Source organism: Phormidium pseudopriestleyi FRX01 (assembly GCF_017313335.1).
GTDB classification, from domain to species: Bacteria; Cyanobacteriota; Cyanobacteriia; order Cyanobacteriales; family Laspinemataceae; genus Laspinema; species Laspinema pseudopriestleyi.
The window spans coordinates 1-11,169 of the sequence record NZ_JAFLQW010000288.1 but is presented as its reverse complement, the minus strand read 5'-3'; the positions used below and the strand labels follow the sequence as shown (position 1 = coordinate 11,169).

The following is an 11,169-nucleotide window of genomic DNA, read 5'->3' as shown; positions in this document are numbered from 1 at the left end:
TTTCCCACAGTTATTCGCGGACATTTTTGGAGTGCGTAAAGCCTGAGCCCGGGCTTCGCTGTGCGGCGTAGCGTGTGCGTCAGCACAAACATCTTGCTCGCTCTTGACAAGAGCGAGCAAGATGCTCGCACTCCTCTAAATATCTGTACCTCATGAGGCCACCGAACCGCTATAATGGCAAACTTTTCATCCCAAAAATCTGACTGGGTTGGCGATCGCCTACTCGTTCCAAATAATGCCCAATATTCCGCGCAATTTCCAATCCCCCGCTGGATTTTCGCGTCATTTCATTATCAATGGAATAAATATCTATCGATTCCGATTTCCCTTTCAATTCCGCATCAGAAAGCCAGATAAAATTCCAAGCTTTCGTGGCACTATTTTTGACCTCACCTGAAAAAACCAGAGCTTGGGAAAGCTGCCGCGTTAACGCTTCCAAACGAGCCGCGACATTCACCGCATCCCCTAATATAGTATAATCCATCTTCACCTCTGACCCAATATTACCCTCAATCACTTTCCCTTTAGCTAAACCAATCCCACTGTAGAGCACCCGCAACGGACTCCCTTCCGGCGCAGCATTTCGTAAATTTTCCAATTCCTTCAAAATATCTAAACTGGCTTGGAGAGCTTCATCCGCACAGTCCCCATCAAAATAAGCCATCACGCAATCCCCGATAAACTTAGTCACCTCTCCCCCCTGCCGGGTAATGATTGCCGTACAAATTGAAAAATAACTATTCACGACAGAGATCACCTCTTCCACCGGCAGTTTCTCCGCAAAGGTAGAAAACGAGACGATATCGCTAAAAAATACAATTTTTTCTACCGCTTTGGGCCGAATAGTTAGAGGATTAGTACCTTGCCTAATAATTTTAAAAATACTCGGTTGGGTGTACTTTTCTAACACGCGATGGGATTCCGTGAGGGTTTGCAATAACACCTTAATCGGTCGAATTAACAAATCAGTATTTTCATCCAGGTTAATCGTTTGCATGGACCAATCGGGAAACATTCTTTCCTGGACTTCCACTTCAGATTTTAAGCAAAGAATATCCGTATGACGGTCATCAGTAAGAATTTTTTCATAGATTAGGTCAATTTTCTCCGCTTCGCCTTCTAGGACTTGAAAAAATATCCCGTCCAAACAAAACAATACTCCGGTGACATTTGCTTGTTGATTTTTTTGACTGGATACGCGACCGATCGCATCAATCTCGTCAGGGGAGAGGGTGCGGGAAAACTTACTAATATAGGTGAGTCTTTTCATAATAAACTTCTAGTCCAATAGAGCAAAATAGCGCCGCTAACCTCAACCCTCAATCCCACCGGCTGGAAGTGGGTATGACAGCAGAGGGTTGTCTACGTACAAATCACTGATTAACCTGAACAACCCGAATATTTCGGTAGAATTCCCTGATGTTGAGTGCTTTACAAATCGCCAGCCCTTGAGAGCCCTGACCCGATCGCACAGATTTACGCTTCTTATTCAAAATTGTGACATAAAATCAAGGGGCGGGACAGTAGATAGAACCCTACTCTAACCGTATTCACGAACAGGTGTCAGGAATCCGCTTTTTTAGCCCATGCCAATCATTACAGGAACAACTCAATTACTCGGTGTCATCGGCTATCCGGTGAAGCATTCCCTTTCCCCGGTGATGCACAATGCCGCGATCGCCCAAATGGGAGTAGATTTTGTCTATTTGCCTTGGCCGATCGCACCGTCCGATTTACCCACCGCCATTGCCGGTTTCGCTGCTGTCGGGGTGCGCGGATTTAGCATTACCATCCCTCACAAACAAGCCATTATTCCTCTGTTATCGGAGATTTCTCCCGTTGCTCAAGCTGTGGGCGCGGTGAACACCGTCTGGCGTACTCCCACCGGATGGGCAGGCACCAATACCGATGTGGAAGGATTTCTCGCCCCGTTACAGACTTGCGATCGCCCCTGGAATCAAACCCTCGCCGTTATTTTAGGGGCTGGGGGTGCAGCGAGGGCAGTGGTAGCCGGTTTAGCCCAATTAGGCTGTGCCAAAATCTGCGTCGTGGGCCGCAATTTGGACAAATTACAGGCATTTCAAACCAGTTGGCAGGATGACCCTTGGCCGGTCAATCTCTCGGTCCATGACTGGTCAGAACTGCCACAACTGATACCCCAAGCGGGATTACTGGTGAACTCCACCCCGGTGGGAATGTCTCCGGATGTGGGGCGATCGCCAGTGACGCCGGACCTGATAGCCACCCTACCTAAAGGGGCGATCGCCTATGATTTGATTTACACCCCCAATCCTACGGAATTTTTGCGTCTGGCGCAGTACGTGGGCGCAGAGGCGATCGATGGTTCAGAAATGTTAGTCCAACAAGGGGCCGCAGCCTTGCAAATTTGGCTCGATCGCCCGGTCCCCGTTGATATCATGGCCCAAGCACTCCGTCAGTATTTGCGGGGATAACCCCTCTTTCTTAATCCCCTGAAACCCCAGGGTTTTTCCCCGACCCTCCTTCGCGGTAAGCTAGGGTTTAGCTTGGTTTATTCGCGTACAATTTTTGGCGCAATTGTAGGGTGGGCACTGCCCACCTTAATGTAGGTGGGCAGTGCCCACCCTACTTCTCTTTGTTTTTGAAAATCCCGCCGATCTTTAATTTTGTTTAATTCCAACCATCCCCTATTCCGAGGTGTTCTGATGATCAAATCTCTGCAACTCTCCCTGGCTAAAATCGGGCGCTTCTTCCAGTGGAGGAGAATAATTATGCCAATGGCGATCGCGATCGGCTTGTTCTTCTTTAGTCCTCCCGCTTTAGCCCTGACCGATATCCAAGTTGCCAATATCGCCTACAAAGACTGTGGTGAAGAACTCTCCGAGGGCATTGTAGCCAGTGGCGATATGAGCGCTGCCAACTGCTTTATCATTAGCGGAACCGCTAAAAATACCTCTAGTAAACCCGTTTATGATGCTGATGTATTTGGCGTAATTTATGATGCCAATGGCAACAATATCATGCCCAATCGCACCCGCCTCGGCAATATTCAGTCTGTCCCTCCCGGAAATAGCGATTTTGAGTTCAGAATCTCCGTTCCCGCAAATTTGCCCACGCCATTCAAATTAGAAAAATTCAAGGCGCGGGGATTTAGCGGGCGTGTCAAACCGTTACTCTATGAGAACAGTCTGGATTAATCTTAATCTCTTCTGACTCCCTCCTATCCCTCAACAAAAAGCGGCGAGTCTGATTTCGCCGCTTTTGTGGTCCGGAGTCACTGGGGAATTGGAATTTCCACAGGGAAGAGGTGCATACCGGGCATTAAAACCCTAATGCCGGACCCGATAAGCTGCTGAAGAACTGCCCGATGAATTGCAAAAGAAAAATTGCCAAGATGGGGGATAAGTCGATTCCCCCTAATGGTGGAATAAAAGAACGGAAAATATTCAGGTAAGGATCCGTTAGCTGACTGACAATGGAAAACGGTGGATCGTACCAGTTGACATTAGGAAACCAGCTTAAGAGAATCCGAATGATCAACAGGACGAAATAAATTTGAAAAAATGCAGCTAGGGTGCTGAAAATTAAGTCTAGTGCGGGATTCATTATGGTTAATTTGCTTGGATTATCTGAATTATAAGCTCGATTGAGCCTTGTTTTTAGTGTAGTCGATCGCCGAATCTTTAGACCTTCGGGTTTCCGAATCTCTAACGAACCGGGCGATCGCCTAGTCGTGGCAACGTTTAAATCCCGTTAGGATTCTTCCACCACGGCGGAAACGCTCTCGGTTTCCTCAACGGCAGCACCGTTTACATGGTTCAGTTGTTGCCGCACGTCATCAATGGTTTCATTGAGTTGAGCGATTTTGTTTTCCAAAGAACGCCGTGCAGTTTCCATGCCCGCTTGTTCGGCAAACTGACGTTTTTTCAGCTTTCGGGGTCTAGGTTCGGGACGGGTCCCGTTTTCCGGTGGCTGATTATCTTCTGCTAGTTTTGCACCAACGATCGCCCCGATCGCTCCACCCACGATGCCACCTAAAATCGTTCCCAGTAAAAATCCGCCTGCAAAATTATCTCGATTACTCATTGGCTTACCCTGTCTGGAGTTGCTGCTGCTTTTACTCGTGGCTTATTAATTTCTACCCTGGGAATCTTGGGTCCCGGAACCCTTCTAATGCTGGATATCATAACATATTGGATCGGGTTTTCTCCTCATCTTTAGTTCCGGCGAAAACCTCAATAGGGCGACACACCGGCAGCTTGTCATTGCTCTGTGAAGGCGGTGCTAGTGTGTCGGGTTGACTCAAGTTGCAAAGGCGCGATCGCCAGCATCTCCCAATCCAGGCACGATATAACCGTTCTCATTGAGACTCTCATCAATACAAGCAGTATAGATATTCAAACTCGGATAGGCTTGACTCAATTTTTGGAGTGCCGGAGATGCCACCACCACAGACAAAATCCGAATCAGACCCGGATCCACACCGCGCTCAGTTAGCATCGCCATTGTTGCCATAATTGTCCCCCCTGTTGCTAACATCGGTTCGCAAATCAGCACTCGGGTTTGGGGGTTAATTTGGTCCGGGAGTTTGTTTAAATAACATCGCGCTTCCAGGGTTTCTTCATCCCGAACCATCCCCAAATGATACACCGCTGCCAAGGGGAGCACGGGTTGCACCCCTTCCATCAGGGCTAATCCGGCACGCAAAATCGGCACCACCACCACCGGCACTTCCGGATTCACAAAGGTGGCGGCACAAGGAGCCAAGGGGGTTTCGACGGTGGTTTCTACGACGGGCAACCAGTCGCGACAGGCTTCATAGGTTAGCCAGCGCCCTAATTCGGTGATGGCACTCCGAAACAGGGCTGGTGGGGTTCCGGCATCCCGCGCCACCCCAAGCCAATGCTTGATCAACGGATGCGGCGGCACATAAACTCGCATTTGTATGGTCATGAGCTTTCACAGGCGATCGCTTGTCTTGTTCTAGGTTGGAGACCAGACCGATTGTACTGCCTTCTGCGTCTGCTTTGTTAATCCTTCGGCGATCGTTATTCTGCCCCAGATTCCGTTACCTGTTGTTAACTTGCAGATTGGCTAAAAATTTTCCTGAAAAAACTTCTCAATAAGTATTGACAAAGATTTTCAATAAGTCTATATTGAGATTACTAAAGTGTTCTCCTCTCAAAAAGGATCGGCAGGCGGGATTGGTCAGCAATAGCGGCTAGTCCCGTATTTCTTTTGGGGGGAAAAGCCTGGGGCCTCGCTGGGCTAATGACCCGGAGGCAACAATAACCAGGAAACCGCGCCCCTGGGCTAGAAATTCCCGTACAATAAATAAGCCCATAGCTTGCGGCATTGTCTGTGAAACCCACATCCGGCTGTCCCTTAAACCTGACTGGGATCAGTGATGTGGGTGCGGTGCAATGTTGGAAGATATCCGATTTATAACCCTTTAGGCGATCGCAAGACACGACTCATGGTAGTTGCTTCCACCCCAACCTCACCCCAAACTGACAATTTTGATGTTATCGTTATCGGTTCCGGCATTGGCGGACTCGTAACCGCAACCCAACTCGCCGCCAAAGGAGCCAAGGTCCTAGTCCTGGAAAGCTACACCATTCCCGGAGGCAGTTCTGGATCCTTTGAGCGCAACGGCTATTGCTTTGACCAAGGAGCCTCTATGATCTTCGGATTTGGAGAGCAAGGCACCACCAACCTGCTGACTCGCGCCCTGGATGCAGTCAAGGTCCACCTAGAAACCCTACCGGATCCGGTTCAGATCCACTATCATCTACCCGAAGGATTGGACCTAGAAGTTCATCGGGATTATGACAAATTTTTGCAAGAAGTAGGCAGTCGCTTTCCCCATGAACGGGAGGGGATTCGCCAATTTTATGATGAATGCTGGAAAGTATTCAACTGCCTCAATGCCATGCCGTTACTTTCCCTGGAAGAACCGCGCTATCTGATGCAGGTGTTTTTCCAGCATCCCCTCGCCTGTTTGGGGTTAGTCAAATATCTGCCCCTGAATGCCGGAGATATTGCCCGCAAGTATATCAAAGATCCGGCCCTGCTGAAATTTATCGATATCGAATGCTATTGCTGGTCCGTGGTTCCAGCAGAAATGACCCCGATGATTAATGCCGGGATGGTATTTTCCGATCGCCACTATGGAGGCATTAATTATCCCAAAGGCGGTGTTGGACAAATTGCTAAGAAATTGGCCGAAGGATTAGTCAACGCCGGAAGTAGCATTCGCTATCAATCTCGGGTCGATAAAATTATCACAGAAAAAGGACGCGCCGTGGGGGTAAAATTGACCACGGGAGCAGAATATCGGGCCAAACGGATTGTCTCGAATGCGACGCGATGGGATACCTTTGACAAATTATTAGGCGATCGCGAACTGCCGCAGAAAGAAGAAACTTGGCACAGTCGCTATCGCAAATCCCCCAGTTTTATTAGTTTGCATTTAGGAGTAGAAGCGGGGGTATTGCCACCGGATACCGCTTGTCATCATATTATCTTAGACCAGTGGAAAAAGATGGAAGAACCAGAGGGGACGATTTTCGTGTCGATTCCCACCCTTTTGGACCCGAGTTTAGCGCCGGACGGATATCATATCATTCATACTTTTACCCCCAGTTGGATTAAGGATTGGGAGGGAATGTCCTCTCAAGAGTATGAAGAGAAGAAGGAAGAAACTGCCGGACGAATTCTTGAGCGCTTAGAAGAGATTTTTCCCGGTTTAGATGCGGGATTGGATTATATGGAAGTGGGAACCCCGCGATCGCATCGGCGGTTTTTAAATCGGGTGGATGGGACCTATGGACCAATTCCTCGGCGCAAGTTATGGGGATTGTTGGGAATGCCATTTAACCGAACTTCGATTCCCGGGTTGTACTGTGTCGGAGATAGTACCTTTCCCGGACAAGGATTAAATGCGGTGGCCTTTTCTGGGTTTGCCTGTGCCCATAGAATTGGGGTAGATTTGGGATTGTAAAAGCTGGGAAACCCGGGGTTTTTTGAGTCAGGATAGAGGCAAGGAAAGCGGGTTTGGTGTCCTGACTCAACCCGAGAGGGAATCCACGAGTTAGGGGGACTCTCGGGCATCCCGGACTGCTGCGAGGAAGAATAAAACCACACTGGGAACGCTAATTGCCAGAATGATGCCTGTAGGAATTGCGCCGAGTTCCGGTTGTCCAGAAGAGAGTTCAAAAATCGAACCCACCGAGGCGATCGCCGCCACACAGGAAGCGCCCAGAAAGAGAGAAGTTTTGGGAGACATGAACATGAGAAACCCTGACCAATAAAGTATGACTACAGTATTACTAGGTGACAAGTAAACCCTTAAAAAACGGTTAACCCCTATTAGTAGGGTGGGCATTGCCCACCTTCTATTCCGTGGGCAATGCCCACCCTACAATTGCTACAATTGCTATTAGTAGTTAACCCTTGACTCTTTCCTACAGCATGGATTTAACATCTTTAGTCGAAAAACCTTGTTTGCCAAGTTCCTCAATCAGCGCCAACTGGTTTTCCACGCGATCGACAAAGAGTACACCATTGAGGTGATCCATCTCATGCTGAATGCAGCGAGAGATGATTCCGTTTGCCGTCATTTTTTGAGGTCGTCCCCGTTCATCCTTAAACGTCACTTCAATAATTTCGGGACGTTTGACATCCAAATAAACGCCGGGAATACTCAGACAGCCTTCTTGATAGACACAGGCATCGCCGCTGAATTTCTTAATGACGGGATTGATCAAGACAAGGGGAGGAGTCGCCGGATTTTCTAAATCGCTATCTACCACAATCACTTGTTTTTGGACCCCGACTTGAGGGGCCGCCAAGCCAATGCCATCAGCAGTGTACATACTTTGGAGCATTTCCCGCACCAGTTGGCGGATCTCCGCATCCACTTGAGCAACGCGCTTGGCAGACTGACGCAGATCGCGATCGCCCAGATAGCGAATATCCCGAGGTGGATGGTCTAACTTTTTCTTTTCGACAAGAACTTGAGAAGTCATGAAATTAGGGGGTGCGGTTTCCGGCTAGGTTTTAATCTAGGCTTGTTATTTTGATCTTAACCTATTGATACAAAAGACGCAGAGTCTCCCCTTCTTAAGGTTGGGGAGACTTGGGCTAAACGGGTCAGGGTTAACGGGCGTTAACCCCAATAGACGCTCTTCTTAGGGTATTCCAAAAAATAAATCATTCCTATTCAGTTGTTAAAGGAGTAGGGTGGGCAATGCCCACCGAACAGAAGGTGGGCATTGCCCACCCTACAATTGCTATTTTATTTTTTGGAGTTCCCTTAGTTTAAGAACAGCAAATTGCCCGTACCAGCAAACCCTATATCGTAAACCGTTCCATCTACTATCTGAATCTCGACAACCTTGGCATTAGCATCATTTGGATTGTCAATAGGAGTCAACGGCAGCAACACCGAACTTTGTCCCGCAGTAAAGTTAAGTGTGCCGGGTAATGCCGTGTAGTCGATGCCCGATTGAGCCGTCCCGGCGACAGTATAATTCACCGTCAGGGGGATAGCCTTATCGCCAAACCGGATAAATTGGAACTGGTTACCCGTAGGAGGGTCAGCCAAGACATCTGCAGCCCGTCCCACTACACTGATTTGGGGAGTCTCATTATCTTCAATGGTAACAACACTCTGGCCTTGTCCCTGTTTCACTTCATAAACCTGGGTAGCATCCGTTGACCCTTGCAGAGTTACGCGGACTGTTTCATCGGGTTCTGCATTATCATCATCCAAAGCCCGAACCGTAACGGTGACCGAGGATTGACCATCTGGAATCACTGCTTGCCCAGTCAACTGGTCATAATCTACAGCATTGGTTGCGGTCCCGCCGCTTCCATAATTGACAGTCAAAGCTCCCGAGGTGATCGGATTACCAACACTATCTTCTCGAAAGATGGTCAAGACAGTCTCAGGGCTGGCTCCTTCCTTAATCCGTTCCGTAGCTGGACTGATGCGGACAATCGGGGAGTCATTATCGATCAGGATAACTTCTCCTTCTTGCTTATCACTAGCGATGTTGTAATCAGCCGTTTGATTCAGGATGACCTTAATGAATTCATTCCCTTCAGGCAAATTGTCGTCAATCGGATTGATGGTAATCTCAGCAGTGGAAGCTCCTTGGGGAATGAAGACGGTATTGCTCCCCAAGGTGAAGGCTGCACCATTTAAGAGGGCATTGTAGTCTTGACCCTCGACTGCGACTTCGGGATCGGTGGGTTGTGCCGGGGCAGTGGTATCCACCCGATAGGAAACCGTTAAACCCCCGGCAGGAGCAAGGACTGGAGCACCATTGGCATCTCGCAGGGCGATCGTAAACACCCCTTCTCGGGTCGCCTCGGGTGCCAAGTCCCCCTGCGCCGATTCAAACGCCTCATTTCCCGGGGGAGTCACCTCAATACTGACAATCAGTTGATCAATATCTTCAATTTGCAGGGGTGCCGGAGTGGTACTGAGTCCTACCCCACCTGTGCCATTTATCAAGGATAAGTTGACGATTTTGAGACCATCTACTTGACCCACTATCCCGCGTAAAATTGCCGTAGCTGGGAGTGTAATGGTTTTAGTTGCCGTTTCCCCATCAGCAAAGGAGATGGGAACCGTAACTGCCGCAAAATCCTCTCCCACAATCCCCGCTTGTGCGGGTGGATTTGTACTCGCTGAACCAGCAGCCAGAGTGACATCAGCGCTGACCGCGCCGCTGCTGCCATTGACTCGACGGACCTGGACTTCTCGGACCAGGCTTCCGTCTTCCTTAACTCGGAAACTCCCTTCCGTTGGAATGACAAACTCTAGCTCTCCTGGATTATCATCGTCGATAATTTCCACCGTTGCTGTAGATTGGCTGCCTAAAACCGCAGTACCTGTGAGATTGGCGAGTTGTAAGCTAATTGTTTCTGTATCTTCAGCAAGGGTATCGTTAACGATGGGAATAATAACCTGTTTTGGGGTAGTATCTCCATCTGCAAACCGGATAGTAACGGGGAAAATAGTTGCATCATAATCGTCTACCGCTGTTGCAGTTCCCGGATTGCCTTGAAGAACCACATCGGCACTAACCACCCCGTCGCTACTATTGCCGCGAGTCACCGTGACTAGCATCGCTTCGGGAGTGCCATTCTCATTAATTAGGTAGGTGGCATTGCTAAATTGAATGACACTCTCCTGGGGTTGGGGTTGGGGTTGGGGTTGGGGTTGGGGGATTACTGGAACATTGACAATCGGAGGGGTGGGGATGTCTGGGAGTGGTACGGACTCCGGTGGTGGTGGTGGCGGTGGCGGTGCGAGTGGGGGTAGGAAATCATCCCGGGTAATCGCGCTGGCACTGACATTTTGCAAAATGGTAACGGTGCCGGTGAGTCGGTCGAGAATGAGGGTATTTAAAGTCCCGGTGGCATCAAATTCCTCGCGGATGTCGAGGTCTTCAAAGGTAATGCCATCGGCTAAGAGTAGGAAATCTGACCCATCGGTGAAGTCGGTAATTAAGTTTCGCGTTTGTTGCAGAAATCCTAATCCCGGAGAAATGACAAATTGATCGGACCCTTCGCCGCCAGTGAGGGTGTTGTTGCCGGTGCCGCCGAAAATGACATCATTGCCTTTATCGCCAAATAGCAGGTCATTTTCATCGCCGCCTCGGATGGTATCGTTGTCTTGACCGCCATAAATGATGTCGTTTCCAGAACCACCTTCGAGGAGGTCGCTGCCTTCATTGCCGAAGATTAAATCATCCCCTTCGCCGCCATCAATAAAGTCGTTTCCGAGATTGCCAAAGAGAATGTCATTTCCTTTGTCCCCAAACAGTTGGTCGTTATCTTGACCCCCATAGGCGGTATCATCGCCTTGACCGCCATAGATGACATCAGCGCCTTTGTTGCCAAAAATGATGTCATTCCCTTCATTGCCAAAAATGATGTCGTTGCCGAGGCCACCGTAGGCGATATCGTTGCCTTCTCCGGCGTAGATGACATCGTTCCCGCCACCAAAGACTTCGGCAGTGAGGTCGTCGCCATAGAGGATATCGTTCCCGGCACCGCCTACTACTAAATCGTTGCCTTCGTTGCCGTTGAGGATGTCATCCCCATCTTCCCCGTAGAGGGTATCGTTGGCGAGTCCGCCAGAAATGTTATCGTTGCCGAGGCCACCATAGATTA

General features: G+C 49.2%; 10 protein-coding genes. 3 read left to right on the top strand and 7 right to left on the bottom strand.

Going from position 1 to position 11,169, the window contains the following annotated elements:
- Window positions 1-169: 169 nt before the first annotated feature.
- The gene (locus tag J0895_RS10835; RefSeq protein WP_207088110.1) at window positions 170-1,270 is read right to left on the bottom strand and encodes a BLUF domain-containing protein; all 1,101 of its coding nucleotides are present in this window, start codon (window positions 1,268-1,270) and stop codon (window positions 170-172) included.
- 322 nt (window positions 1,271-1,592) lie between these two features.
- Between J0895_RS10835 and J0895_RS10830 the strand changes: the two genes are divergently transcribed.
- Both J0895_RS10830 and J0895_RS10825 read left to right on the top strand, forming a co-directional pair.
- A complete protein-coding gene (locus J0895_RS10830; RefSeq protein ID WP_340643492.1) occupies window positions 1,593-2,453 on the top strand; it encodes a shikimate dehydrogenase in 861 nt (286 codons plus the stop codon).
- Between the two features lie 231 nt (window positions 2,454-2,684).
- Window positions 2,685-3,176 carry an FxLYD domain-containing protein gene (locus J0895_RS10825; RefSeq protein ID WP_207088108.1) on the top strand — a complete coding sequence of 164 codons (492 nt, stop codon included), beginning with the start codon at window positions 2,685-2,687 and terminating at the stop codon, window positions 3,174-3,176.
- A gap of 124 nt (window positions 3,177-3,300) precedes the next feature.
- On the opposite strand, the gene J0895_RS10820 is transcribed toward J0895_RS10825, so the two are convergent.
- The 3 genes from J0895_RS10820 to upp form a co-directional block, all read right to left on the bottom strand.
- Window positions 3,301-3,585: a YggT family protein gene (locus J0895_RS10820; protein WP_207088107.1), complete on the bottom strand. Its 285-nt coding sequence runs from the start codon at window positions 3,583-3,585 to the stop codon at window positions 3,301-3,303.
- A 147-nt stretch (window positions 3,586-3,732) separates the two neighbouring features.
- Window positions 3,733-4,065, bottom strand: a complete 333-nt coding sequence (locus tag J0895_RS10815; RefSeq protein ID WP_207088106.1) for a ssl2009 family thylakoid membrane protein — start codon at window positions 4,063-4,065, stop codon at window positions 3,733-3,735.
- A gap of 216 nt (window positions 4,066-4,281) precedes the next feature.
- Window positions 4,282-4,932 carry a uracil phosphoribosyltransferase gene (gene upp / locus J0895_RS10810; protein ID WP_207088105.1) on the bottom strand — a complete coding sequence of 217 codons (651 nt, stop codon included), beginning with the start codon at window positions 4,930-4,932 and terminating at the stop codon, window positions 4,282-4,284.
- A gap of 523 nt (window positions 4,933-5,455) precedes the next feature.
- On the opposite strand from upp, the gene crtH reads away from it, so the two are divergent.
- Window positions 5,456-6,982, top strand: a complete 1,527-nt coding sequence (crtH, locus tag J0895_RS10805) for a carotenoid isomerase (protein ID WP_207088104.1) — start codon at window positions 5,456-5,458, stop codon at window positions 6,980-6,982.
- A 90-nt stretch (window positions 6,983-7,072) separates the two neighbouring features.
- On the opposite strand, the gene J0895_RS10800 is transcribed toward crtH, so the two are convergent.
- From J0895_RS10800 to J0895_RS10790, 3 genes are all read right to left on the bottom strand, one after another.
- Window positions 7,073-7,273 (bottom strand): hypothetical protein, encoded by a 201-nt coding sequence (locus tag J0895_RS10800; protein ID WP_207088103.1) that lies wholly within the window; start codon window positions 7,271-7,273, stop codon window positions 7,073-7,075.
- Window positions 7,274-7,445: 172 nt separating this feature from the next.
- The gene (gene def / locus J0895_RS10795; RefSeq protein ID WP_207088102.1) at window positions 7,446-8,009 is read right to left on the bottom strand and encodes a peptide deformylase; all 564 of its coding nucleotides are present in this window, start codon (window positions 8,007-8,009) and stop codon (window positions 7,446-7,448) included.
- A 287-nt stretch (window positions 8,010-8,296) separates the two neighbouring features.
- A partial coding sequence (locus tag J0895_RS10790) for a Calx-beta domain-containing protein (protein ID WP_277989820.1) occupies window positions 8,297-11,169 on the bottom strand: 2,873 nt, incomplete at its 5' end.

Bases quoted from the DNA above. Each gene is read 5' to 3' on its own strand.
- J0895_RS10835 (WP_207088110.1), bottom strand. From the start codon at position 1,270: ATGAAAAGACTCACCTATATTAGTAAGTTTTCCCGCACCCTCTCCCCT.
- J0895_RS10825 (WP_207088108.1), top strand. From the start codon at position 2,685: ATGATCAAATCTCTGCAACTCTCCCTGGCTAAAATCGGGCGCTTCTTC.
- J0895_RS10820 (WP_207088107.1), bottom strand. From the start codon at position 3,585: ATGAATCCCGCACTAGACTTAATTTTCAGCACCCTAGCTGCATTTTTT.
- J0895_RS10815 (WP_207088106.1), bottom strand. From the start codon at position 4,065: ATGAGTAATCGAGATAATTTTGCAGGCGGATTTTTACTGGGAACGATT.
- upp (WP_207088105.1), bottom strand. From the start codon at position 4,932: ATGACCATACAAATGCGAGTTTATGTGCCGCCGCATCCGTTGATCAAG.
- crtH (WP_207088104.1), top strand. From the start codon at position 5,456: ATGGTAGTTGCTTCCACCCCAACCTCACCCCAAACTGACAATTTTGAT.
- J0895_RS10800 (WP_207088103.1), bottom strand. From the start codon at position 7,273: ATGTTCATGTCTCCCAAAACTTCTCTCTTTCTGGGCGCTTCCTGTGTG.
- def (WP_207088102.1), bottom strand. From the start codon at position 8,009: ATGACTTCTCAAGTTCTTGTCGAAAAGAAAAAGTTAGACCATCCACCT.